This window comes from Modestobacter sp. VKM Ac-2979 (assembly GCF_026967995.1).
In the GTDB taxonomy this organism is placed as follows: Bacteria; Actinomycetota; Actinomycetes; order Mycobacteriales; family Geodermatophilaceae; genus Modestobacter.
On the sequence record NZ_JAPVBO010000008.1, the window covers coordinates 210,317 to 232,745 of the forward strand.

Genomic DNA, 22,429 nt, shown 5'->3' on the forward strand with positions numbered 1-22,429 from the left:
GGTGCTCGGCGCGAGGACCCACTCGCAGCCCGGCCGGGCGACCCCCGCCGCCGGTACGACGCACCCCCTGGAGGAACCCCTTGGCCGCACGCACGTCCTCCGGCCGCCGGGTGGGCGCCGTCCGCCCCGAGCTGTCCGACCTGCTCCGCAGCACCGGGGTGCTGCCGCAGTCGGCGAGCACCCCCGAGGAGGCCCGGGAGCTGCTGGCCCGGGACGGGGCGGTCGTCGTCGCCGAGCCGACCCCCGGCCCCGAGGCGCTGCCGGTCGTGGCGGCCCAGCTCTACGGCGACCGGTTGCGTCAGCTGTTCGCCGTCCGCCCGCTGCGCCAGCAGTCCGGCGAGCTGCTCGGGCTGCACAGCGACGGGGCCCACGTGGTCGTCGACGTGCACGGCCGGACCGTCAACCTCCGCGACCCGGACGAGGACGGGCTGCTGCAGCGCTGCGTCCGGCCCGCACCCGAGGGCGGGGACTCCTTCCTGGTGGACGGGTACGCACTCGTCGACGCGCTGGCCACCGGGTGCCCGGAGCTGCACGCCTTCCTGACCGGCACCGACGTCGACTACTTCGGCGGATGGGCCACCGCGCCGCACGAGGTGCCCCGCACCCCGCTGGTCCGCCGGCTGGTCGAGCACACCCGGGCCGGCCGCCGGGTGGTCCGGTCCAGCGAGACCGCCGTCCCGGTGCCGCGCGAGCCCCGTGCCGCCGAGCACGACGCGCAGCTGGACCTGTGGGCCGACGTGCTGGCCACGGCCGTCGACGTCGTGCCGCACTTCCGGCTGGAGGCGGGCGAGGTGCTGGTCGTCGACAACTACCGCTGCCTGCACGGCCGCGACCCGTTCACCGGCCAGCGCGACGTCGACGTGCTGACGGTGATGACCGCGGACGCCTGGTGAGCGACGCTCCACCTCTCCTGCAGGTGCGGGACCTCACCGTCGGTTTCTGCGGGCGTCCCGTCGTGGCCGGGGTCTCCTTCGACCTCGCCGCCGGCGAGCGGGTCGCCCTCGTCGGCGCCTCCGGCTCGGGCAAGACGCTCACCACGCTGGCGCTGCTCGGGCTGCTGCCACCGGACGCCGTCGTCACCGGCAGCGTCCGGGTCGACGGCACCGAGGTGGTCGGCGCCGCGGAACGGGAGCTCCGGCCGCTGCGCGGACCGGTCACCGCCCTGGTGCCGCAGGACCCGGGCACGTCGCTCAACCCGCAGGTCCGGGTGGGCCGGCAGGTCGCCGCACCGCTGCGCCGGGCCGGGGTGCGGCGCAGCGCGGCTGCCGCGCGGGCGGCCGAGCTGCTGGCCGAGATGCGACTGCCGGCCGGCAGCGGACGGCGCTTTCCCGTCCAGCTCTCCGGCGGGCAGCGGCAGCGGGCCGCACTCGCCCTGGCGCTGGCCGCCGGTCCGCGGCTGCTGGTCGCCGACGAGCCGACCTCGGCACTGGACGCGACCGCGCAGCACGGCGTGCTCGCCGTGCTCGGCCGGGCCACCCGCGAGCGCAGCGCCGGGCTGCTGCTGGTCACCCACGACCTGGCTGCCGCGGCCACCACGTGCGACCGGGTGCTGGTCCTGGCGGAGGGCCACCTGCTCGCCGACGGGCCGCTGCGCGAGGTGCTGGCCGGGCACGCCCACCCCGCGGTGCGCGCGCTGGTCGAGGCCACCGCTGCGCTGAGCCCGCCGGCCCTGGTGGGCGCACGGTGAGCGCCGAGCTGCTGCTCGCCGCCCGCGGGCTGACCCGCCGGTACCGCGGCAGCGCCGGGCCGGCGCTCGACCGGGTGGACCTCGGCCTGACCGCGGGGCAGCGGCTGGCGGTGGTGGGGGAGTCCGGCGCCGGCAAGTCGACGCTGACCCGGCTGCTGCTGGGGCTGGAGCGGCCCGACGGCGGGGAGGTCACCTACCGCGGCCGGCCGGTGCAGCCGGGCCGGCCGAGCGCGCTGCGCTGGTTCCGCCGTGCCGTGCAGGTGGTGCCCCAGGACCCGGGCCGCTCGCTCAACCCGCGGATGCGCGTCGGCCAGGCCGTCGCCGAACCGCTGCGCTGCCTGCAGGTACCGGGCGACCACCGGGCCCGCGTCGCCGAGCTGCTGCGCGCCGTCGGGCTGGACCCCGACGCCGCCGGCCGGTTGCCGCACGAGTTCTCCGGCGGCCAGCGGCAACGGATCGCGCTGGCCCGGGCGCTCGCGCCGCGCCCGGAGGTGCTGATCGCCGACGAGCCGGTCAGCGCGCTGGACGCCGCCGTCCGGCTGCAGGTGGTGGAGCTGCTGCGGGCGGTCAGCGACGCCGAGGGCGTCGCGCTGCTGGTGGTGTCGCACGACCTGGGCGTCGTCACCGCGCTCTGCTCCGACGTCGTGGTGCTGGCCGCCGGCCGGGTCGTGGAGTCCGGGCCGGTGGCCCGCGTGCTGACCGACCCGGCCAGCCGCGAGGCGCACGCGCTGGTCGCCGCCGTCCCGCGGCTGGTGCTGGCATGACCGGTGCCGGCCGGACCGGGCGGATCACCTGGGAGCCGTTCGTGCTGTTCCGGCGGCTGCCGGCCGTGCCCCGGCTGCTGCTGCTGTCCCAGCTGGCGTTCAACATCGGCTTCTACCTGGTGGTGCCGTTCCTGGCGGTGCACCTCACCGAGGACCTGGCGCTGGCCGGTGGGCTGGTCGGCCTCGTGCTCGGCGTGCGCACCTTCAGCCAGCAGGGGCTGTTCTTCCTCGGCGGCGGGCTGGCCGACCGGTTCGGCGTCAAGCCCGTCGTGGTCATCGGCTGCCTCGTCCGGATCGCCGGGTTCGGTGTGCTCGCCGTCGCCACCTCGCTGCCCGCCGTGCTCGCCGGCACGGTGCTGGTCGGCTTCGCGGCGGCGTTGTTCTCCCCGGCCGTGGAGTCCGCACTGGCCGACCAGGGCCACCGGCTGGAGGCCGCCGGGGTGGTCACCCGGGCCGAGGTCTTCGGCCTGGACGCCATCGCCAGCAAGCTCGGTTCGGTCACCGGGCCGGCGCTCGGCGCCGTCCTGCTCACCGTGCCCTTCAGCGTCACCTGCTGGATCTCCGCCGGCGTCTTCGGCGTGGTGCTCGCCGCCCACCTGCGCTGGCTGCCGCGCGACCTGCGCACCGAGGGCAGCGGGGAGGAGAGCGTGCTCGCCGGGTGGGGGCACGTGCTGCGCAACCGCACCTTCCTGGCCTTCACCGCCTGCTACTGCACCTACCTGCTCAGCTACAACCAGCTCTACCTCGCCCTCCCCGTGGAGCTCTCCCGGGCGACCGGCGGCCAGGGCGCGCTGGGCTGGCTGTTCGTGCTGGCCGCGGTGTCGGTGCTGCTGTTCCAGCTGCGGGTCACCGCCCGCGCCCGGCGGGCCGGGGTGCAGCGGGCGCTGCCGTTCGGCTTCGCGCTGATGAGCGCGTCGTTCCTGCTGGTCGCGGTCTGTGCCCCGCTCGCCCCGCCCGACGGGATCTGGGCGCTGGCACCGGCGGTCGGGATGGTGCTGCTGCTCTACACCGGCCAGATGGTCGCCGTGCCCCTCGCCCAGGACCTGGTGCCCCGGCTGGCCGGGGAGCGGCGGCTGGGTGCCCACTTCGGCTTCCTCGCCTCCGCCGGCGGTGCCGCGGTGCTCGTCGGCAGCACCGGGGTGGGCGCCCTGCTCGATCTCGCCGACCGGCCGCAGCCGGCCGCCGCCGTCCCGTGGCTGGTGCTCGCCGCCCTGCCCGCGGCCTCGGCCGTCGGCCTGGCGCTGCTCACCCGGCGGATCGTCCGCACCCCTGCGGCGGGGGCACCGGCGCCCGCCGTCCCCGCCGAGGAACCGCTGCACCCGTGACCGGCCGACCGAGAAGAGGGACCATGCCCCGCCCCGCCGTCCGCGCCGCCGGTGTGCTGCTCGCGCTGCCCGCCCTGCTCGCCGGCTGCTTCGCCCCGGCCGCGGAGGAGTCGGCCGGCAGCGGGCAGCGGCTGGCGCTGGCGCTCGCCTTCCCCCCGGTCGCTGCGCTCTCCCCGTTCTCCGACGACGCGGTGCTGATCACCCGGATGGGCGTGGGGGAGACGCTGGTGGGGCTGGACGAGGCCGGCGAGCCCGCCCCGCTGCTGGCCGAGAGCTGGGGCCGGGTCGACGAGCGCACCGTCACCCTCGACCTGCGGGAGGACGTGCGGTTCCACGACGGGACGCCGCTGAACGCCGAGGCGGTCGTCGGCGCCCTGACCGCGGCAGCCGCCGCAGCGCCGGCCCCCCGGTCGATCGACGGCCTGGGCCTCACCGCCCGTGCGGTGGACGAGGACACGGTCGAGGTCCGGGTGGCCGAGCCCGACCCGCTGCTGGTGCACCGGCTGGCGGCCCCGGGGCTGGTGGTCCTCGCTCCCGCGGCCTACGCCGACCCGGCGGCGCCGAACCCGGTGGGCGCCGGCACCGGGCCGTTCGAGCTGACCGAGCTGCGCGGCGCGTCGGGCGCGACCCTCACCGCGGACGCCGACCACTGGGCGGGCGCCCCGGAGCTTGCCGGGGTGGACGTCACCTTCCCCGCCGACGCGGCCGCGCGCACCGCCGGGCTGCGGGCCGGCGAGCTGGACGTGGCGGTCAACCTGCCCATCGCCCACCTGCCGACGCTGACCGACACCGAGGTGCTCTCCGTGCCGTTGCCGCGGCTGGTCTCCGTCTCCCTGGACACCGCGGACGGGCCGTTCGCCGACCCGGGCCTGCGCGCGGCCGCGGTCGCGGCGATCGACCCGCAGCCGGTGGTGGACGGCGTGTACGAGGGTCGGGCCGACGTCGCCGAGGGGCTGTTCGACGACGACACCGCCGGGCAGCTCGACCGGCCGGCGGTCACGCTGCCCCCGGCCGCCGACCCGGCCGGGACGAGCATCCGGCTGGCCACGTACTCCGACCGGCCCGAGCTGCCCGAGGGGGCCGCGGTGCTCGCCGAGCAGCTGCGGCAGGCCGGGTTCACGGTGGAGGTCGTGGTGGCCGAGTACGCCGCGCTGGAGACCGACCTGCTGGCCGGTACCTACGACGCGGTGCTCGCCAGCCGGCTCTACCTGGGCGACACCGGCGACCCGGTCGGCTACCTCTCCGCCGACCTGACCTGCGCGGGCAGCTACAACCTGGCCCGGCTCTGCGACCCGGCGGTGGACGCCGCCGTCGCCGACGCCGCGGCCCTGACCGACCCCGAGCAGCGCCGGGCCGCTGCGCTGCGGATCGAGGCCCGGGTGCTCTCGACCGGCGCCGTGGTGCCGGTGCTGCACGAGCGGACCCACACCGGGTACGCGCCGACGGTCAGCGGGCTGGCCGTCGACCCGTTCGACCGGCTGCTGCTGGGCACCGAGACGACGGTCGAGGAGTGACCGCCGCCGGCCGGGTGCGGCCGGTGGCACCGACCCGGCCGCGGCGCACTCCCGGACGGCTCCGGTCGGGCCTGCTCCGCCCCGCACTGACCGGGCTGGGTGCGGTCGCCGGCACCGGGCTGCTGGTCGGGGCGCTGCCCTGGCTGTCCGGGGACGACCCGGCGCGCACCGTGCTGCGGGCCCGGGAGGTGGAGCGCGAGCCCGACCCGGCCGCGCTCGACGCGCTGCGCGAGCAGCTGGACCTCCCCGCCGACCCGGTCCGCGGCACGGTGTCCTGGCTCGGCCGCGCGGTCACCGGCGACCTCGGCACCTCCTGGGTCAGCGGGCAGCCGGTCGCCGAGGTCGTCCCGCCGGCGCTGGGCGTCTCCGCGACCCTCGCCGGGACGGCGGCGACCGTGGCCGTCGTGCTCGCCGTGCTGCTCGCACTGCCCGCCGTGCGCCGGGCCGCCGACGGCCGCGCCGACGGCGGCTGTGCGGCGGGGGTGCTGGCCGCCGCACTCGCCGCGCTGCCGGAGTTTGTGCTGGCCGTCCTCGGGGTCGCGGTGGTGGCCGTGGGCTGGGGGCTGCTGCCGACGTCGGGGTTCACCGGCCCGGAGCACCTCGTGCTGCCCGTCCTGGCCCTCGCCCTGCCGGCCGGGGGACTGCTCGGCCGGGTGCTGGCCGGCGCCGTCCGGGAGACCGCGGGGGAGGCATGGGTGCGCACCTGGCGGGCCGCCGGCGTCTCCCGGACAGCCGTGCAGGCCGCTGTCGCCCGGCGGGCGCTGACCGTCGTCGTCCCGCAGGTCCTGCTGCTCCTCGTCGGGCTGCTCGGGGCCGGCGCCGTGATCGAGGCGGTGTTCGACGTGCCCGGGCTCGGCCGGGTCGCGCTGGCCGGTGCGCTGGCCCAGGACCTGCCGGTCGTGCAGGCCGCCGTCGCGGTGCTGGTGCTGCTCGGTCTGGCGGCCGGCGGGGCCGGGGTGCTGCTGCACCGTGCGCTGCTCGGGCCGGCGGGCACCGACGGCGGGCTGTCGCCGGAGCTCCCACCCCCGGCGCCCGGCGCCGGTCGGTGGGCGGCCGGGCTGCTCGCCGTGCTGCTGCTGGTCGTCCTCGCCGGCGTGCTGCGCGACCCCGCCGCCCAGGACCTCGGCGACCGGCTGGCGGCGCCGTCGTGGGCGCACCCGCTGGGCGCGGACGCGCTCGGCCGCGACGTGCTCGCCCGGTTCGGTGCCGGTGCCCTGCCCTCGGTGGGGCTGGCCCTGCTGATCAGCGCGGTGGTCCTGGTCACCGGCGTCGCCGCCGGGCTCCTCGGCCGGGGGCGGGCGGGGCTGGCCGACGTGCTGAACGCGCTGCCGGCGGTGGTGGTGGGCATCGCGGTGGCCGCCGTCGCCGGGCCCAGCCTGGCCGGCGCGGCCGTGGCGGTGAGCCTGGTCGCCTGGATCCCGCTGGCGGTGCACACCCGGACCCTGGCCGCCGAGGTGCGCGCCTCGGGCTTCCACCTCGCGGCCCGCACCAGCGGGGCCGGTCGCTGGCACCTGGTCCGGCACCACCTGCTCCCGATGGTCCTGCCGCCGGTCGGCCGGCACGCGCTGCTGCGGGTGCCGCACACCGCGCTGGCGCTGGCCGGGCTGTCCTTCCTCGGCCTCGGGGCCGGCGCCGAGTCGCCGGAGTGGGGGCGCAGCCTCGCCGACGGGGTGGTCTATCTGGAGCGGGCGCCCTGGCTGGTGGCGGTGCCCGCCGCGGGGCTGGCGCTGCTCGGGGTCGCCGCCGGCCTGGTCCGCACCGGCCGCTGAGCCGGCGGACCGCCCTCGGCCTCGCGGGCGGCGGCCCGCCAGGCCGAGGAGCGCAGCAGCCGCAGCCCGTTCAGCGCGACCAGCACGGTCGACCCCTCGTGCCCGGCCACGCCCAGCGCCAGCGGCAGCGTGCCGATCAGGTCCCAGGCCACCAGGACCACGATCACGGTGCCGGCGACCACCAGGTTCTGCACGACCAGTCGGCGGGCGCGGCGGGCCAGCGCGAGCACCGTGGGCAGCGCGGACAGGTCGTCGCGGACGACGATCGCGTCGGCGCTCCGCAGCGCCAGGGCCGACCCGATGCCGCCCATCGCCACGCCCACGTCGGCGGTGGCCAGGGCCGGGGCGTCGTTCACCCCGTCGCCGACCAGCGTGACCCGGTGCCCGGCCCGCTGCAGCTCGCCGACCGCGGCGGCCTTGTGCTCCGGCAGCAGCCCGGCCCGCACGTCGACGAGCCCGGCTTGGGTGGCCAGCGCGCGGGCGGCACCGGCGTTGTCGCCGGTGAGCAGCACCGGCTCGGTGCCGGTCTGCCGGCGCAGCGCGGCGACGGCACCGGCGGCCTCCGGGCGCAGCCGGTCGGCGAGCGCCAGCACCCCGGCCGGGCGGCCGTCCACGGTGACGACGACGGCGGTGCGACCGGCGGACTGCTCCTCGGCCACCAGCTCGGCGACCGCCTCCTGCCCCGGCGCCGGCGCGGCGACGGTGACCGCGCGGCCCCCGACCGTGGCGGCGACCCCCGACCCGACCGCGGCCCGGAAGCCGGTGGCCGGGGCCACGGAGAGCCCGGCGACGCGGGCGGCGGTGACGACCGCGCGGCCGATCGGGTGCTCGCTGGGCCCCTCGGCCGCGGCGGCCAGGGCGAGCAGCTCGTCGCCGGTCGTCCCCGGCAGCGGGCGGACGCCGACCACCGCGGGCGTGCCGTCGGTGAGGGTGCCGGTCTTGTCCAGCGCCACCACCGTGGTGGCGCCCAGCTGCTCGAGCACGACGGCGGAGCGGATCAGCACCCCGTGCCGGCTGGCGTTGGCGATCGCCGACAGCAGCGGCGGCATGGTGGACAGCACCACCGCGCACGGCGAGGCGACGATCATGAAGGTCATCGCGCGCAGCAGCGCCTCCTGCAGCGACCCCCCCGAACAGCTGGGGGACGCCGAACACGGCCAGCGTGCTGACCACGACGCCCATCGAGTACCGCTGCTCCACCTTCTCGATGAACAGCTGCGTGCGGGCCTTGGTGGCGCTTGCCTCCTCGACCAGGGTCGCGATCCGGGCGATGACCGCCTCGGCCGCCGGCCGGTCGACCCGGACGGTCAGCACCCCGGTGCCGTTCGACGTCCCGGCCCAGACCTCGTCGCCGGGCGCCTTGTCCACCGGCAACGGTTCGCCGGTGATGGACGCCTGGTCGACGTCCGAGCCGCCGTCCAGCACGGTCCCGTCGGCCGGCACCCGCTCACCCGGCCGGACCACCACCACGTCGCCGGCGGTCAGGTCGGCGGCGGGCACCGCCCGCTCCTGCCCGCCGGCCAGCACGGTGGCCTGCTCGGGGGCGAGGTCGGTGAGCCCGCGGACGGCGTCGGCGGTGCGGCGGGTGGCCACCGTCTCCAGCGCGCCGGAGGTGGCGAAGATGACGATGAGCAGCGCGCCGTCGAAGACCTGGCCCAGCGCGAGCGCGCCGATCGCGGCCAGCACCATGAGCAGGTCGACGTCCAGGGTGCGGTCGCGCAGCGCGGTGAGCCCGGCCCAGGCCGGCTCCCAGCCACCGGTGCCGTAGCAGCAGAGGTAGAGCGCCCAGGCCAGCGGCTGCGGCCCGTCCAGCAGCTGCACCAGGCCCCCGGCGAGGAAGAACGCCAGCGCCGCGGCGGCCCAGCGCACCTCCGGCACCGCTGCCCAGCCGGGCAGCCGCGGCGGCCGAGCAGGAGCGGGGACGGCCTGCTGCGGGGCATGCGTCAGGGTCACCGTGGCACCCTACCTGCGCAGATGCGCAGGCACGCAAGTCGACGTCCGGCCTAAGGTGCAGGGATGGCACACACCGGCATCGACGGCTTCTCCATGCCGTCCGGCGACGCGGTGCGGCGGGCCGCGGAGGCGTTGCGCATGCTAGGTGACCCCACCCGGCTCAACGTCCTGTGGGCGCTGATGCAGGGCGAGACGTCGGTCGCCTGCCTGGCCGAGCTGGCCGGCACCTCGCCCACCGCGGTCAGCCAGCACCTGTCCAAGCTCCGGCTGGCCGGCCTGGTCAGCAACCGGCGCGAGGGCACCTTCGTCTACTACCAGCTGGCCGATCCGCACGTGGGTGCGCTGCTGCGCCAGGCGCTCTCCCACGCCGGGCACCCGGTCGACGACCGGGTGCCCGCGCCCCGCTGACCTGACCGCGGTCAGCCGGCGGCGGGCTGCCCGTCGCCGTCCGGCCGGGTGCCGCGGTGCCGGACCAGCCGCGCGGAGTTGACCGCCACCGCGACCGACGAGGCGTTGTGCAGCACCGCGGCGAGCACGGGGGAGAGCGCGCCACCACCGGCGACGACCAGCCCGATGCCGTTCACCGCGATCGACATGCCGTAGTTCTGCCGCACCACGTCCAGCGTCTGCCCGCCCAGCTCCCGCAGGTCCAGCAGGTGCCGCAGGTCGTCGCCGACCAGGGCCACGTCGGCGGTCTCCACCGCGACGTCGGTGCCGGAGACCCCCATGGCGATCCCGATGTCGGCCGCGGCGAGCGCGGGGGCGTCGTTCGTGCCGTCGCCGACCATCGCCACGGTGTGCCCCTCGGCCTGCAGCGCCGCGACGACCTCCTGCTTGTGCTCGGGGAGCACCTCGGCCCGCCACTCGGTGACCCCGAGCTCGGCGGCGACGGCGGCAGCGGTGCTCTCGTGGTCGCCGGTGAGCATCACGATCCGCCGCACCCCGGTGGCCCGCAGTGTCTCCAGCACCTCCCGGGACTCCGGGCGCACCTCGTCCCGCAGGCTGACCAGGCCGACCAGCTCGCCGTCGACCGCCAGCAGCAGCGGGGTCTCCGCCGCGGCACGCAGCCGGTCGAGCCAGTCGCGGGCCGCGTCGCCGACGGCCACGCCCTCGCTGGCCATCAGCGGCTCGCTGCCCAGCAGCAGCACCCGGCCGTCGGCCTGGGTGCGCATGCCCAGCCCGAGCAGCACCTCGCACTCCTCGTGCGGGGGGATGAACACGTGCCGCTCCTCGGTGGAGCGGATCACCGCCTGGGCCAGCGGGTGCCGGGAGTGCACCTCGGAGCTGGCGGCGTAGCCGAGCACCCGTTCGGGCGTCCAGTCGTCGGAGAAGGAGACGACGTTGGTGACCACGGGGCGGCCGATGGTCAGCGTGCCGGTCTTGTCGAAGACGACGGCGTCCACCCGGCCGGCCGCCTCCAGGTGTGCCCCGCCCTTGATCAGCAGGCCGCGGGAGGCGCCGTTGCCGATCGCGGCGCTGACCGCGGTCGGCGTGGCCAGCCCGACCGCGCAGGGGCAGGCGATCAGCAGCATCGTCATCGCCCGGCGCACGTCCTGGGTGACCAGCCAGGTCAGCCCGGCGAGGGCGAACGAGGCGGGCACGAAACGGCGGGAGAAGTTCTCGCCCACGGTCTGGATCGGCGCCCGGTCGTCGGTGGCCTGCTCGACCCGGGCGATGATCCGCCCGATCGCGGTGTCCGACCCGGTCGCCGAGGCGCGCACCACCAGGCGGCCGCGCAGGTTCACCGAGCCGGCGTGCACGGTCGCCCCGGGGGTGACCGAGACCGGCAGCGGCTCGCCGGTGATCGCGGCCTGGTCGACCACGCCGGTGCCCTCGACGACCACGCCGTCCACCGGCAGCGTCGTCTGGTCGTGCACGACCACCAGGTCACCGACGCGCAGCCGGGCCAGGTCGACCTGCCGCTCGACGTCGGGCTCGCCGCCCTCGCCGGGCACGATCACCCAGGCGGTGGTCTCGGTGCCGGCCAGCAGCGCGGAGATCGCCCGCCGGGTGCGCCGCAGGGTCACCGACTGCAGCCACTCGCCGATGTTGAGCAGCCAGAGCACGGTCAGCGCGACCACGTTCTCCCGCAGCAGCAGGCTGGCGATGGTGGCGGCGGTGACCAGCGCGTCGGTGCCGGCGGACCGCTTGCCGGCGAGGGCACCCGCGGCGCCCTTCACGAACGGGTAGCCGGTGAAGATCGTGAGCGCGGTGGCGACCAGCCGGCTGCGGCCGGAGAGCACCGGCGGCCGGCCGAACCCGTACCGGCGCACCCCCAGCAGGGCCAGGGCGGCACCTCCGACGGCGATCCGCACCAGCTCGCCGTTGGCGACGTCGGCCGAGCGCGGCGGGCGGGCGACCTCGGCGGCCGCGGGGAGGGCGACCGCCGAGGCGGCCACCCGGAGGACCTCCGCCCGCGGGTCGGCGTCGGGGTGCAGCCAGACCAGCACCTGACCGGTGACCGGGTAGGCGTGTGCGGCGCGGACGCCGGGCACCGCGTCCAGCAGGTCCTCCAGCGCCACTGAGCGTGCGGGTGCGCCGGTCAGCGCGGGGACGGCGAGCCGCAGCCGGCCGCCGGCGTCGCTGACCAGCCGGGCGGTGCCGGTCGCCGTCTCCACAGTCAGTGCTGGTGGTCGTGGCCGCCGGAGCGGTCGGCCGGCGGGGGCACCTGCTCGCCGAGGTCGGCGTAGGCCTGGGCCCGCACGTCGCCGGCGGCGAGCCGGGCCTTCTCCACGCCCACCTCGGCGCGGCGGGCGCCGCGGATGCCCCACTTCGTCGCCCCGACCGCCAGCCGACGGGGCAGGCTGCCGGTCTCACCGCGCTCGGCGGCGCGGACGACGACGACGCCGACGACGCCGGTCGCCACCGTCCCGGCCGCCTTGCGCAGCACCCGGCCGGCGGTCGCACCGCGGTTCTTCTTCGACTCGCTCATCGACGTGCTCCTCGTTGGGTCGGCCTGGGGGTCCTGCATGAGAGCGTGGGTCCGCCCACGGTAACGGGAACCGTGTTCGATGTTCGGAGGGGAGTCGGTCATCGCCGAGGTGCGGGTCGACGACAGCAGGGTGGGGGAGGGGCGAGCGCCCGACCGGGCCGGCCTGCGCAGCACCGACCTGCTCGGTGGGCTGGTCGCCTTCCTGGTGCTGCTGCACTTCCTCGCCCCCGCGGCCCTGCAGCAGCCGGTGGTGCTGGCCTGGAGCACCGTCTTCGTCGCCGTCTGCCTGCAGGCGCTGCCCTTCCTGGTGCTCGGGGTGGCGTTGTCGGCCGCGATCGGCACGCTGGTGCCGCCGTCCTTCTTCGCCCGGGTGCTGCCCCGCCGTCCCGGGCTGGCCGTGCCGGTGGCCGGGATGGCCGGCGTCGTCCTGCCCGGCTGTGAGTGCGCCTCGGTGCCGGTCGCCGGCAGCCTGGTGCGCCGCGGGGTGACCCCTGCCGCGGCGCTGGCCTTCCTGTTGGCGGCGCCGGCGGTCAACCCGGTGGTCCTCGTCGCCACCGCGGTGGCCTTTCCGGGCCAGCCGGAGATGGTGGCCGCCCGGTTCGTGGCCTCGCTCGGCGTCGCGGTCGTGATGGGCTGGCTGTGGACGCTGCTGGGCCGCAGCGAGTGGCTGCAGCTGGCGCGACTGCCTGTCCCGGCTCCCGGGGGCACCCGCTTCACCGACTACCGCGAGGCGATGCAGCACGACCTGGTGCACGCCGGCGGCTTCCTGGTGGTGGGCGGCGCGGCCGCGGCGACGCTGGGGGTGCTCGTGCCCCGGAGCTGGCTGGACGCGGTCGCGGACTCCCCGGTGCTGGCGGTGCTGGTGCTGGCCGGGCTCGCGGTCGTGCTGGCGATCTGCTCGGAGGCCGATGCCTTCGTCGCGGCCAGCCTCACCTCCTTCTCGCTCACCGCCCGGCTGACCTTCCTCGTCGTCGGCCCGGCCGTCGACGTGAAGCTGATCGCCCTCCAGGCGGGGACCTTCGGCCGGGGGTTCGCCGCCCGGTTCGCGCCGGTCACGCTCGTCGTCGCCGTGCTGATCGCCTCGGCCGTGGGGGCGGTGCTGCTGTGAACGGCCGCCCGGACCGGACCACCCAGCAGGTGCTCCTGCTGCTGCTCGGCGTCGTCGTGCTCGTGGTGGCCGGGAGCGACCGGTACCTGGACTACGTGCGGGCCGGGTTCCGGCCGTTCCTCCTCGGGGCCGGGGTGGTCGTGGTGCTGCTGGCGCTCAGCGGTCTGCGCCGGAGCCGAGGTGCGGCCGGGCACGACCACCCGGGCCCGGCGGTCGGGTGGCTGCTGGCCGCGCCGGTGGCGGTGGTCCTGGTCGTCGCCCCGCCGGCGCTCGGCTCGTACACCGCCAGCCGGCAGTCGGCGGCCCCCGTCGCGGTGCCCGGCCAGCCGTCGTCGCCGGGCATCGGGGCGGACGACCCGGGGACCGACCACCGGACGATGACGCTGTTCGACTACCACGTCTGGTCGCAGGCGCAGGACACCAGCGCCCTGGAGGGGCGCCGGGTGCGGCTGGTCGGCTTCGTCTCGCCCCGGGCGGCCGGCGGCTGGTACGTCACCCGCTTCGACATCAACTGCTGCGCCGCCGACGCCACGGCGGTCCGGGTGGCCGTGCCGGACGGGCCCGCGGAGTTCGAGCCCGACGACTGGGTGGAGGTGGTCGGCACCCACGTCCCGCCGCAGGTCGACCCGGCGGTCGGGTACCCGGAGCCGACGATCGACGCGGCGTCGGTGGTGCCGGTGGAGGCCCCGGCCGAGCCCTACGAGTGAGCCGGCGGCAGGACCCGCAGTCGACAACAGTTCTCACATGCTCCTATCCTCATGCGAAGAACGCCGGGCTCCATCCGCAGGGCGCGGGCCGCCTCGACGAGGAGACGACCAGATGATCCGCAACACCCGCCAGCGCACCGCCGTCAACGCCGTCTTCGACGAGCTCGAGGGCTTCCACAGCGCTCAGGAGGTGCACGCCCGGATGCGCGCCTCGGGGGACTCGATCGGGCTGTCGACGGTGTACCGGGCCGTCCAGGCGCTGGTCGAGGACGGCGAGCTCGACTCGATCCGCACCGACGCCGGTGAGGCCATCTACCGGCGGTGCAGCACCCGGCACCACCACCACCTCGTCTGCCGCGCCTGCGGCCGCACCGAGGAGGTCGAGGGCCCCACGGTCGAGCGCTGGGCCGACCGCGTCGCCGCCGAGCACGGCTTCGTCGACGTCACGCACACGCTGGAGATCTTCGGCACGTGTGCGGCCTGCCACAGCGCCGGGGCGCCCTCGGCCGACCGGCCGGGCTGAACCGCCCGGCCGGTCGCGCCTCGGCGGGCGTCACATCGCACCCTCCCGGGCGGCCTGCCACAGGTCGATGCCGGCGTCGACGGCGTGCTGGTCGATGGCGGTCAGCTCCTCGGCGGAGAACTCCAGGTTCTCCAGGGCGGCGACGTTCTGCTCCAGCTGCCGCACGCTGCTCGCCCCGATCAGCACCGAGGTGACCCGCGGGTCGCGCAGTGCCCAGGCCAGCGCCAGCTGGGGCAGGCTCTGGCCGCGGGCCTGCGCGAGCACGTTCAGCGCCCGCACGTGCGTGACGTACTCGGGGGTGATCATCCCGGGGTCCAGCGACTTGGACTGACCGGCCCGCGAGCCCTCCGGCACGCCGTCGAGGTACTTGTCGGTGAGCATCCCCTGGGCCAGCGGGGAGAAGGCGATGCAACCGGCGCCCACGTCGGCGAGGGTGTCCAGCAGCCCCTCGGTCTCGATCCAGCGGTTGAGCATCGAGTACGAGGGCTGGTGGATCAGCAGCGGCGTCCCCAGGTCGGCCAGGATCTCCGCTGCCTGTGCCGTCATCTCCGGCGAGTAGGAGGAGATGCCCGCGTAGAGCGCCTTGCCCGACTGGACGGCCGTGTGCAGCGCGCCCATCGTCTCCACCAGCGGCGTCGTCGGGTCGGGTCGGTGGCTGTAGAAGACATCGACGTACTCGACGCCCATTCGTTGCAGTGACTGGTCCAAGCTGGACAGCACGTACTTGCGGGAGCCGCCGCCCTGCCCGTACGGGCCGGGCCACATGTCGTAGCCGGCCTTGGTGGAGAGGACCAGCTCGTCGCGGTACGGGCGGAAGTCGTCGGCCAGGTGCCGGCCGAAGTTGGTCTCCGCGCTGCCGTAGGGCGGGCCGTAGTTGTTGGCCAGGTCGAAGTGGGTGATCCCCAGGTCGAAGGCGCGCCGCAGGATGTCCCGCTGCCGGTCGAAGGGGACGTCGTCCCCGAAGTTGTGCCAGAGACCGAGGCTGACGGCCGGCAGGTCCAGGCCGCTGGCGCCGGTGCGCCGGTAGGTCATCGAGTCGTAGCGGGTGCTCTCCGCTGAGTAGGCCATGGGCTGATCGTGCCCGGCGGGCAGCGGGTCAGCGACGACGGGGGCGGCGGCCGCGGCGGCCGGCACCGGCCGGCGGCCCGGTCGAGGTGGCCCAGTGCGCAGGGCGGGTCAGCGACCCGGGCAGCGACGTGCCCGCGTCGCCGACGGCGGCGGTCAGCTGCGGCTGGGTGAGGAAGAGCGCGCCGGTGAGGTCGGCGCCCCGCAGGTCGGCGGCGCGCAGGTCTGCCCCCAGCAGGTCGGCGCGGCGCAGGTCCGCACCCCGCAGGTCCGCCCCGATCAGGTACGCGCCGCGCAGGCTCGCCCCGTGCAGGTCCGCCCCGCGCAGTGCGGCGCCCATCAGGGCGGCGCCGCGGCGGTCCCGGGCCCGACCGGGCACGTCGGCCCGGGCGGCGTCGCTGACCCGGCCGAGCAGCTCGCCGATCTCGCGCCGCAGCGCTGCGGCGTCCAGGCCGGCCAGTTCGTCGGCGGCCGCCCGGGTGAGCTCCTCGGTGCGGGCGTGCGCGATCGCGACCTCGGTGGCCAGTGACCCGGCCGGCAGCAGGGTCCGCGCCTCGGTGAGGTGCCACAGCAGCTCGGTGAGCTGCCGCATCACCGGGAAGACGGCGAACACCGCCGCTGCCGTCGCTGCATCGGTGCGCCAGTCCCGGCCGGGGAAGGTGTCCTCGGTGACCCGCTGGCCGGCGCCGAAGCAGTCGAAGACGACGCAGCCGGGGAAGCCGCGGTCGCGCAGCTCGCTGTGCACGCCGCAGCGGGCGTCGGGCTGCAGGTTCGGGCACGGGGTGCCGGCCGGCTTGTCGATCGCGAAGTCCGCCGAGGCGGCGAAGGCCGGCACCACGCAGCACAGCCCGCTACAGCGACTGCAGTCAGCGGTCAGGTCCCGCCGCGCGCCGGCGAGCTCCCTCGAGGCGTCGAGGACGAGGTCCACCGGGATGCCGGGACGATCGGGCACGGTGCGGTCCTCCGGACGTCGTCGTCCCCGCCGTCCGGCCGGGCGTCCCAGGCTAGGCCGGTCACCGGCTCAGCCGCGCGGCGCCAGCCCCGTCTCGTAGGCGACGATCACCGCCTGCACCCGGTCCCGCAGCTGCAGCTTGTGCAGCAGCCGGCTCACGTGGGTCTTCACGGTCGTCTCCGAGAGCACCAGGCGGGCGGCGATCTCCGCGTTGCTCAGCCCGCCGGCCAGCTCACCCAGCACCTCCCGCTCCCGATCCGTGAGCCTGGCCAGGGCGGGGTGGTCCGGCCCCCGCCGCGGCAGCTGGACCGGTCCGGTGGGGAGCCGGTGTGCGTAGGCGTCCAGCAGCCGCCGGGTCAGGGTGGGCGCCATCACCGCATCGCCCCGGGCGACCGCCCGGACGGCGCCCGCCAGCTCGGCCGGCGGCACGTCCTTCAGCAGGAAGCCGCTGGCCCCGGCGCGCAGCCCGGCGAAGGCGTGCTCGTCCAGGTCGAAGGTGGTCAGGATGAGCACCCGCACCTCCGGGACGAGCGCAGCCAGCCGCCGCGTCGCCTCGATGCCGTCCATGCCGGGCATCCGCACGTCCATCAGCACGACATCGGGCCGCAGCCGCACCGCCTGCTCCACCGCGCTCGCACCGTCGGACGCCTCGCCGACCACCGTCAGGTCGTCCTCGCCCTCCAGCACCAGGGTCATCCCGTGGCGCAGCAACGCCTGGTCGTCGACGAGCAGCAGCCGGATCACGCGACCGCCTCCGCCCGGGCGGTCAGCGGGAGCCGCAGGGCGACCCGCCAGCCTCCGCCGTCGACCGGGCCGGCCTCCAAGTCGGCACCGTGCAGCGCGGCCCGCTGGTGCATCCCCAGCAGGCCGCGCCCCGGCGCCCCCGGCCCGCCCCGGCCGGCACCCGCTGCCACCCCGTCGTCCAGCACCTCGAGCTGCACCGCGGTGGCTCCGACATCGAGCCGTACCTCGGCCCGGGTGGGGGAGGTCGCGTGCCGCAGCACGTTGGTGAGCGCTTCCTGGACCACGCGGTAGACGGTCAGCTGGGACATCGGGTCCAGCCCGTCGGCGGTGCCCTCGACCTGCAGCGAGACGTCCAGCCCGGCCACGCGCACCCGCTCGACGAGGTCGCCGATCCCGCCGATCCCCGGCTGCGGCGCCGGGCCAGGGCCGGAGCCGTCGTCCGGGGCGAGCACGCCGAGCAGGCCGCGCAGTTCCCGCAGCGCCTCGCGGCCGGTCGCGGACACCTGGGCCATCGCCTGGTGTGCGCGCTCCGGGGAGTGCCGGGCCACCACCTGAGCGCCGTCGGCCAGCGACACCATCACGGTCACCTCGTGCGCCACGACGTCGTGCAGCTCACGGGCGATCCGTGCCCGCTCGGCCGCCAGCGCCTGCGCCGTCCGCTCGGCCGCGGCCCGGTTGCGGCCGGACTCCCGCTCCGCCTCCTGTTCGGCCAGCACGAGCCGGCGCTCCCGGGCCAACCGCCCCGCGGCGCCCACGGCGACGGCGGCGACCAGGGCGGCGACGCCGGCCACCAGCCGGTCGGCGGTCACCGCCGTGTCGCTCACGCCGGCCAGACCGGCCAGCCCGAGCACCGCGACGGCCACGGGCAACGCGGTCCGCGGCCAGCTGGACGCCCCGGTGACCGCGGTGCCCAGCGCGACGAGCGCGGCCGCCTCGCCACCCATCGGGCCGATCAGCCCCACGGTGACGACCGCGGTGGCGAGCACGGCGACCAGCGTGGCCAGCGGAGCCAGGCGCCGCCAGACGAGTGGGGCGACCAGCACGAGGTTCGTCAGCGCGCCGAGCCACCGGCCGCCCGGGTGGGTGACCTCGGCGGTGGTGGTGACCGCTGCGGTGAGGACGACGTGGACCAGGGCGGCCACCGACGCGTCCACCAGCAGCGGGTGTGCGCGGGCCCAGCGGAGCAACCGGCCGGCGAACACCTCGAGCGGCACGGTCAGACGTCCCGGCGGCGCAGCACGACGGCCGCGACGAGCACGGCCACGACGGCCTCCCCGACGAGCACCGCGACCGCGGCCATCGGCGGCAACAGGTGGGCGGCCGGCGGCCGGTCGGTGAACACAAGGGCCTCGACCGCGCGGCCGGGCAGGAACGCGGTCACCCGGGGCGCAGTCACCACCACGGCCGGCAGCACGAGCAGGGCCAGGGTCACGCCCACGCCGCCGGCCGGCGAGCGGGTCAGCATCCCCGCTGCGATGCCGAGCGCGACCACGCAGACCAGGGCGAGTGCCGTGCCGGCCGCGGCGCGCAGCACCAGCGGGTCCAGCGGGCTGCCGGCGACCTCCGGCGCGGTCAGCGTCGCCAGCACCGTGCCGGCCGCGGCGCCGAGCACCAGCAGGACGAGCACCGCACCGCCGTGCACGGCGAGCTTGGCGGTGAGCACCAGGGTCCGGCGGGGGACGGCGGTGAACGTCGAGCGGGCCGTCGCCGCGCTGAACTCACCTGCGGCGGCGAGCACGGCCGTCGCGGCGACGAGGAGCTCGGCCAGCAGCAGTGCGGTGAACACCGCGCCGGCGCCGTCGCCGTCCGGCAGGGTGAGCCAGGTGCCGCCGAGCACGGCGAGGACGGCGGCGATCGCCGCGTAGCTCGCCACGGTCGACCGCAGGCTGCGCAGCTTCACCCACTCCGCACGGACGGCGCCGGACCACGCGCCGGCAGCGGTGCCCGTCCTGGCGACGGGGGTCGCGGCGGTCATCGGGACACCCGGCCCGCGTCGAACTCGACGGCGTCCTCGGTCAACGCCGCGAAGGCGTCCTCCAGCGACGGCTGCTCGGGGACCAGCTCGTGCACGGGCACACCGTGCTCCCGGGCCAGCTCGCTGATCTGCTCGGCCGTGGCGCCCTCCACCCGGAGGACGTCGTCGGCCGGGGCGCTCAGCAGCACGCCCGGTGCGGCGAGCAGCCCGCGCAGTCGGCGGGCGTCCGGGGTGCGGACCCGTACGGCCGGCCGGGACACCGACGCCAGCAGCTCGCCCAGCGGGGCATCGGCCAGCAGGCGGCCCCGGCCGAGGACGACCAGGTGATCGGCGGTCGTCGCCATCTCGGCGAGCAGGTGGCTGGAGACCAGCACCGTGCGCCCCTGGTCGGCGAGCTGACGGAGCAGGGCACGCAGCCAGCGGACGCCGTCGGGGTCCAGGCCGTTGACCGGCTCGTCGAGCAGCACCACGGCAGGGTCGCCGAGCAGCGCCGCGGCGATGCCCAGGCGCTGGCTCATGCCCAGGGAGAAGCCGCCGGACCGGCGGTGCGCGACGTCGGTCAGGCCGACCAGGTCCAGCACCTCGTCCACCCGGCGCCGGGGCAGCCGATGGGTGGCCGCCAGCACGTGGAGATGGGCGCGGGCCGTGTGTCCGGGGTGCACCCCACGCGCGTCCAGGAGCGCACCGACCCGGGTCAGCGGCCAGGGGTGGTCGGCGTACCGCCGGCCGTCCACCAGCACCCGGCCGCTCGTCGGCGCGTCCAGCCCGACCGCCATCCGCAGGGTGGAGGACTTGCCGGACCCGTTCGGTCCGAGGAGGCCGGTGACCCGCCCCGGGTGCACGGTGACGGTCAGGTCGCGGACGGCCCACCGGTCCCCGTGGCGCTTGCTCACACAGTCGACGTCGATCACGCGGTCGACGCTAGGGACGCGCGGCCCCCGCGGCGTCCTCCCTGCGGACGATCTCCGGCAGCGGCCGGTACGGCGTGCGGAGGAGGCGCCGCGCGTGGGTCAGCCGAGGCGGCAGACGCAGCCGCGGTCCAGGGCCGCGGCTGCGGTGGCCCGGCAGAAGCGCACGCCGATCGGGTCGTGGGCGTCCATCGAGTGGGCGCAGGCGGGGCAGCCGAGCTCGTCGCCGGTGCGGTCGGCGGGGGCCGCCAGCGCGGGCGCGGACGAGGGGGCGTACGTGGATGCGGTCATGGCGAGGGCCTGACTCCGCCGACGGCGCGACGAGGGTGCCCCGGGAGGGGATCGCCGTCCCGGACGGTTGTCCAGGACCGGCGAGGTGACCGTGACCCCGACGCTACGCCGCACGCGGTCCTGCTGCGTCGGACTCTCCGTCGGCACCCGGCGGAACTGCGCCTCGCCGGCCCCGGAGAGGCGTACCGTCCGGCCCCTGGAGCCGACCGGTTCCCGATGAGGGAGTGGTCATGGTCGACAAGAACGCGTCCAAGAAGTCCGGCTCGAGCATCAAGGAGAAGCGGGCGGCCAAGAAGGCGTCCGCGGAGACCAGCTCCGGCATGGAGAAGCTCACGCACGGCAAGAACTGAGCCCTCGCCCGGTTCCCCGGTCGGGGGACCGGGTGGTCAGGCGGGTCAGGCCGACTGCCGGGTGACCAGCTCGCGCAGCGCGGCGACGACCATCGCGTGGTCCTCCACCTGCGGCAGCCCGGAGACCACCACCACGCCCACCGGGCCCACGTCGCGCACCAGCAGCGGGAAGCCCCCGCCGTGGGCCACGTACTGCTGCGGGTCCAGCCCGAACTGCTCCTCGAACGTCGTCCCGGCCTCGCGGGAGCGCTGGCCGACGTAGAGCGAGCTGTGCCCGAACCGGTGCACGGTGGCGGCCTTGCGGGCGATCCAGGCGTCGTTGTCCGGGGTCGCGCCGGTCATCGCTGCGTGGAAGAGCTGGTGGGAGTGCCGCGAGATCTCGATCGCCACCGGCAGCCGGCCGTCCTGGGCACGGGCCACCAGCGCGGCGCCCAGTGCCCAGGCGTCGTCGTTGGTGAAGCTGCGCAGCTGCAGCTCCTCCTCCTGCGCGGCGAGCTCGGTCAGGGCGGGGAAGTCGCTCATGGTCAGACCTCGGTCACGTCGAAGGTGCGGGTGGGGTTGACGTACTCGTCCTGGGCGGCGACCAGCAGGATCTCGCGCGAGCCGGCGTCGGCGGTGCGCTGCAGCAGGCCGAAGACCGACGCCGCGGCCCGGGCCAGCGCCTCGCCGGCCGACCGGGTGCTCAGCCAGTGCGCCAGGAAGAGCGCGGCGATCGCGTCGCCGGCACCGTTCACCGACAGGTCCAGGCGCGGCGTCCGGACCAGGAAGTGCCGGCCGCCCTCTGACGCCAGCAGGTCCACGGCGTCGTCCGGGGTGTCCTCGGCGACCAGCGAGGTGGTCAGCACCACGCGCGGGCCGAGCGCCTGGACGGCGGCCACCGCGTCCTTGACCGAGCCCAGCGACCGGGTCTCGGTCTGGGAGAGCAGGTCCAGCTCGTAGTGGTTCGGGGTGACGATGTCGGCGGCCGGGACGGCGACCTCGCGCATGAACTCCGGGATGCCGGGCCGGACGAACACCCCGCGCCCGACGTCGCCGATCACCGGGTCGCAGCACCAGACCGCTGCCGGGTTGGCCGCCCGGACCTTGGCCACCGAGCCGAGCACGGCGTGCCCGATGTCGGCCGATCCCAGGTACCCCGAGAGCACGGCGTCGCAGCTGCCGAGCACGCCGCGGTCCTCGATTCCCTGCACGACCTCGTCGACGGCCTGGCCGTCGAACACCCGGCCGGTCCACGCGCCGTAGCCGGTGTGGTTGGAGAACTGGACGGTGTGCACCGGCCAGACCTCCACGCCCAGCCGCTGCAGCGGGAACACCGCCGAGGCGTTGCCGGCGTGGCCGTAGGCGACGTGGGACTGGATCGACAGGACGTTCACCATGCGGCAGAACATCGCACATCGACCCCGGGCGGGTCAGCCGCGGGGCTGGACCTCGCCCATCGGGCCCCAGCCGGCCAGGTCGGGGGAGTCGACGTACATGATCGACGGCGTCGCCGACACCCAGTCGGGCATCTCCGAGATCGCCTTGGTGAAGTGGTCGGAGGCGGTGTGCACCGCACCGGCCTCGGCGTCGCGGAAGCCCTCCACGAGCACCCAGGTGTGCGGCTCCTCGACGCTGCGGGACCACTCGAAGAAGACGTTGCCCGGCTCCGCGCGGACCGCCTCGGTGAACTCCCGGACCAGCTCGGGCCAGCGCTCGTCGAACTCCGGACGGACGGGCCACTTCACCACGATGAGGATCACCCGGCCAGCGTAGGGCGCGTTCGGGGGGTGCACCCGACCGGCGGCGTCCCAGTCCGCGGGACGCCGTTGACCGGTCCGACTGTGGTGGGGTTCACTCTCTCGGGCCAGTACCGGTAATTATCG

At 76.5% G+C, this 22,429-nt stretch carries 23 protein-coding genes and 1 pseudogene; 10 read left to right on the forward strand and 14 right to left on the reverse strand.

Annotated features, from left to right (window positions below):
• Positions 1-80 precede the first annotated feature (80 nt).
• Genes O2W15_RS22055 through O2W15_RS22080 form a run of 6 tightly spaced genes read left to right on the forward strand, consistent with a single transcriptional unit; the run spans position 81 to position 7,059 of the window.
• Positions 81-893: a TauD/TfdA family dioxygenase gene (locus O2W15_RS22055; protein ID WP_269163418.1), complete on the forward strand. Its 813-nt coding sequence runs from the start codon at positions 81-83 to the stop codon at positions 891-893.
• Complete coding sequence (locus tag O2W15_RS22060) at positions 890-1,687, forward strand: ATP-binding cassette domain-containing protein (protein WP_269180995.1); 798 nt, start codon at positions 890-892, stop codon at positions 1,685-1,687. Before O2W15_RS22055 ends, O2W15_RS22060 begins: the two co-directional genes overlap by 4 nt.
• A complete protein-coding gene (locus tag O2W15_RS22065) occupies positions 1,684-2,451 on the forward strand; it encodes an ABC transporter ATP-binding protein (RefSeq protein WP_269180996.1) in 768 nt (255 codons plus the stop codon). The genes O2W15_RS22060 and O2W15_RS22065 overlap by 4 nt, the downstream gene beginning before the upstream one ends.
• Positions 2,448-3,776 (forward strand): MFS transporter, encoded by a 1,329-nt coding sequence (locus O2W15_RS22070; RefSeq protein ID WP_269180997.1) that lies wholly within the window; start codon positions 2,448-2,450, stop codon positions 3,774-3,776. Before O2W15_RS22065 ends, O2W15_RS22070 begins: the two co-directional genes overlap by 4 nt.
• A gap of 23 nt (positions 3,777-3,799) precedes the next feature.
• On the forward strand, positions 3,800-5,290 hold the full coding sequence (locus O2W15_RS22075; RefSeq protein WP_269180998.1) for an ABC transporter substrate-binding protein: 1,491 nt from the start codon (positions 3,800-3,802) through the stop codon (positions 5,288-5,290).
• Positions 5,287-7,059: an ABC transporter permease subunit gene (locus O2W15_RS22080; RefSeq protein ID WP_269180999.1), complete on the forward strand. Its 1,773-nt coding sequence runs from the start codon at positions 5,287-5,289 to the stop codon at positions 7,057-7,059. Before O2W15_RS22075 ends, O2W15_RS22080 begins: the two co-directional genes overlap by 4 nt.
• On the opposite strand, the gene O2W15_RS22085 is transcribed toward O2W15_RS22080, so the two are convergent.
• Positions 6,966-8,180: a heavy metal translocating P-type ATPase gene (locus tag O2W15_RS22085; RefSeq protein WP_442928888.1), complete on the reverse strand. Its 1,215-nt coding sequence runs from the start codon at positions 8,178-8,180 to the stop codon at positions 6,966-6,968. The two genes, O2W15_RS22080 and O2W15_RS22085, sit on opposite strands and share 94 nt — an antisense overlap.
• Before the next feature lie 79 nt (positions 8,181-8,259).
• Positions 8,260-8,748: pseudogene (locus O2W15_RS22090) on the reverse strand (HAD-IC family P-type ATPase); the annotation flags it as partial.
• A gap of 327 nt (positions 8,749-9,075) precedes the next feature.
• Between O2W15_RS22090 and O2W15_RS22095 the strand changes: the two are divergent.
• Entirely contained in the window at positions 9,076-9,420 is a 345-nt protein-coding gene (locus O2W15_RS22095; protein ID WP_269181001.1) for an ArsR/SmtB family transcription factor, read from the forward strand.
• A gap of 11 nt (positions 9,421-9,431) precedes the next feature.
• Here the strand turns inward: O2W15_RS22095 and O2W15_RS22100 are convergent, their stop codons facing one another.
• Positions 9,432-11,630, reverse strand: coding sequence for a heavy metal translocating P-type ATPase (locus tag O2W15_RS22100; protein ID WP_269181002.1), 2,199 nt, complete (start codon positions 11,628-11,630; stop codon positions 9,432-9,434).
• 2 nt (positions 11,631-11,632) lie between these two features.
• A complete protein-coding gene (locus tag O2W15_RS22105; RefSeq protein ID WP_269163410.1) occupies positions 11,633-11,944 on the reverse strand; it encodes a DUF1490 family protein in 312 nt (103 codons plus the stop codon).
• Between the two features lie 79 nt (positions 11,945-12,023).
• Here O2W15_RS22105 and O2W15_RS22110 point away from each other — a divergent pair, with 79 nt between their 5' ends.
• The 3 genes from O2W15_RS22110 to O2W15_RS22120 all read left to right on the forward strand — a co-directional run bounded on the left by O2W15_RS22110 (position 12,024) and on the right by O2W15_RS22120 (position 14,282).
• Positions 12,024-13,052 carry a permease gene (locus O2W15_RS22110; RefSeq protein WP_269181003.1) on the forward strand — a complete coding sequence of 343 codons (1,029 nt, stop codon included), beginning with the start codon at positions 12,024-12,026 and terminating at the stop codon, positions 13,050-13,052.
• Positions 13,049-13,759, forward strand: coding sequence for a TIGR03943 family putative permease subunit (locus tag O2W15_RS22115; RefSeq protein WP_269181004.1), 711 nt, complete (start codon positions 13,049-13,051; stop codon positions 13,757-13,759). The genes O2W15_RS22110 and O2W15_RS22115 overlap by 4 nt, the downstream gene beginning before the upstream one ends.
• A gap of 112 nt (positions 13,760-13,871) precedes the next feature.
• Positions 13,872-14,282 (forward strand): Fur family transcriptional regulator, encoded by a 411-nt coding sequence (locus O2W15_RS22120; RefSeq protein WP_269181005.1) that lies wholly within the window; start codon positions 13,872-13,874, stop codon positions 14,280-14,282.
• Between the two features lie 30 nt (positions 14,283-14,312).
• Here O2W15_RS22120 and mgrA read toward each other — a convergent pair whose 3' ends face one another.
• The 10 genes from mgrA to O2W15_RS22170 form a co-directional block, all read right to left on the reverse strand.
• Complete coding sequence (mgrA, locus tag O2W15_RS22125) at positions 14,313-15,350, reverse strand: L-glyceraldehyde 3-phosphate reductase (protein WP_269181006.1); 1,038 nt, start codon at positions 15,348-15,350, stop codon at positions 14,313-14,315.
• A 28-nt stretch (positions 15,351-15,378) separates the two neighbouring features.
• A complete protein-coding gene (locus O2W15_RS22130) occupies positions 15,379-16,299 on the reverse strand; it encodes a pentapeptide repeat-containing protein (protein ID WP_269181007.1) in 921 nt (306 codons plus the stop codon).
• Positions 16,300-16,368: 69 nt separating this feature from the next.
• Complete coding sequence (locus O2W15_RS22135) at positions 16,369-17,043, reverse strand: response regulator (RefSeq protein ID WP_269181008.1); 675 nt, start codon at positions 17,041-17,043, stop codon at positions 16,369-16,371.
• Positions 17,040-18,257: a sensor histidine kinase gene (locus O2W15_RS22140; RefSeq protein WP_269181009.1), complete on the reverse strand. Its 1,218-nt coding sequence runs from the start codon at positions 18,255-18,257 to the stop codon at positions 17,040-17,042. The genes O2W15_RS22135 and O2W15_RS22140 overlap by 4 nt, the downstream gene beginning before the upstream one ends.
• A gap of 2 nt (positions 18,258-18,259) precedes the next feature.
• A complete protein-coding gene (locus O2W15_RS22145; protein WP_269181010.1) occupies positions 18,260-19,018 on the reverse strand; it encodes a hypothetical protein in 759 nt (252 codons plus the stop codon).
• Positions 19,015-19,929, reverse strand: coding sequence for an ATP-binding cassette domain-containing protein (locus tag O2W15_RS22150; RefSeq protein WP_269181011.1), 915 nt, complete (start codon positions 19,927-19,929; stop codon positions 19,015-19,017). Before O2W15_RS22150 ends, O2W15_RS22145 begins: the two co-directional genes overlap by 4 nt.
• Positions 19,930-20,028: 99 nt before the next feature.
• Positions 20,029-20,217, reverse strand: coding sequence for an RGCVC family protein (locus O2W15_RS22155; protein ID WP_269163399.1), 189 nt, complete (start codon positions 20,215-20,217; stop codon positions 20,029-20,031).
• 395 nt (positions 20,218-20,612) lie between these two features.
• Positions 20,613-21,089 carry a heme-degrading domain-containing protein gene (locus O2W15_RS22160; RefSeq protein ID WP_269163398.1) on the reverse strand — a complete coding sequence of 159 codons (477 nt, stop codon included), beginning with the start codon at positions 21,087-21,089 and terminating at the stop codon, positions 20,613-20,615.
• A gap of 2 nt (positions 21,090-21,091) precedes the next feature.
• Positions 21,092-21,943 carry a pyridoxal kinase PdxY gene (pdxY, locus tag O2W15_RS22165; protein WP_269163397.1) on the reverse strand — a complete coding sequence of 284 codons (852 nt, stop codon included), beginning with the start codon at positions 21,941-21,943 and terminating at the stop codon, positions 21,092-21,094.
• Between the two features lie 33 nt (positions 21,944-21,976).
• Complete coding sequence (locus O2W15_RS22170; protein ID WP_269163396.1) at positions 21,977-22,306, reverse strand: putative quinol monooxygenase; 330 nt, start codon at positions 22,304-22,306, stop codon at positions 21,977-21,979.
• Positions 22,307-22,429 lie beyond the last annotated feature (123 nt).

What these genes read in the sequence shown, in the direction of transcription:
- O2W15_RS22105 (WP_269163410.1), bottom strand. Translation starts at nt 11,944, where the DNA reads ATGAGCGAGTCGAAGAAGAACCGCGGTGCGACCGCCGGCCGGGTGCTG.
- O2W15_RS22120 (WP_269181005.1), top strand. Translation starts at nt 13,872, where the DNA reads ATGATCCGCAACACCCGCCAGCGCACCGCCGTCAACGCCGTCTTCGAC.
- O2W15_RS22110 (WP_269181003.1), top strand. Translation starts at nt 12,024, where the DNA reads ATGTTCGGAGGGGAGTCGGTCATCGCCGAGGTGCGGGTCGACGACAGC.
- O2W15_RS22070 (WP_269180997.1), top strand. Translation starts at nt 2,448, where the DNA reads ATGACCGGTGCCGGCCGGACCGGGCGGATCACCTGGGAGCCGTTCGTG.
- mgrA (WP_269181006.1), bottom strand. Translation starts at nt 15,350, where the DNA reads ATGGCCTACTCAGCGGAGAGCACCCGCTACGACTCGATGACCTACCGG.
- pdxY (WP_269163397.1), bottom strand. Translation starts at nt 21,943, where the DNA reads ATGGTGAACGTCCTGTCGATCCAGTCCCACGTCGCCTACGGCCACGCC.
- O2W15_RS22095 (WP_269181001.1), top strand. Translation starts at nt 9,076, where the DNA reads ATGGCACACACCGGCATCGACGGCTTCTCCATGCCGTCCGGCGACGCG.
- O2W15_RS22145 (WP_269181010.1), bottom strand. Translation starts at nt 19,018, where the DNA reads ATGACCGCCGCGACCCCCGTCGCCAGGACGGGCACCGCTGCCGGCGCG.
- O2W15_RS22075 (WP_269180998.1), top strand. Translation starts at nt 3,800, where the DNA reads ATGCCCCGCCCCGCCGTCCGCGCCGCCGGTGTGCTGCTCGCGCTGCCC.
- O2W15_RS22155 (WP_269163399.1), bottom strand. Translation starts at nt 20,217, where the DNA reads ATGACCGCATCCACGTACGCCCCCTCGTCCGCGCCCGCGCTGGCGGCC.
- O2W15_RS22160 (WP_269163398.1), bottom strand. Translation starts at nt 21,089, where the DNA reads ATGAGCGACTTCCCCGCCCTGACCGAGCTCGCCGCGCAGGAGGAGGAG.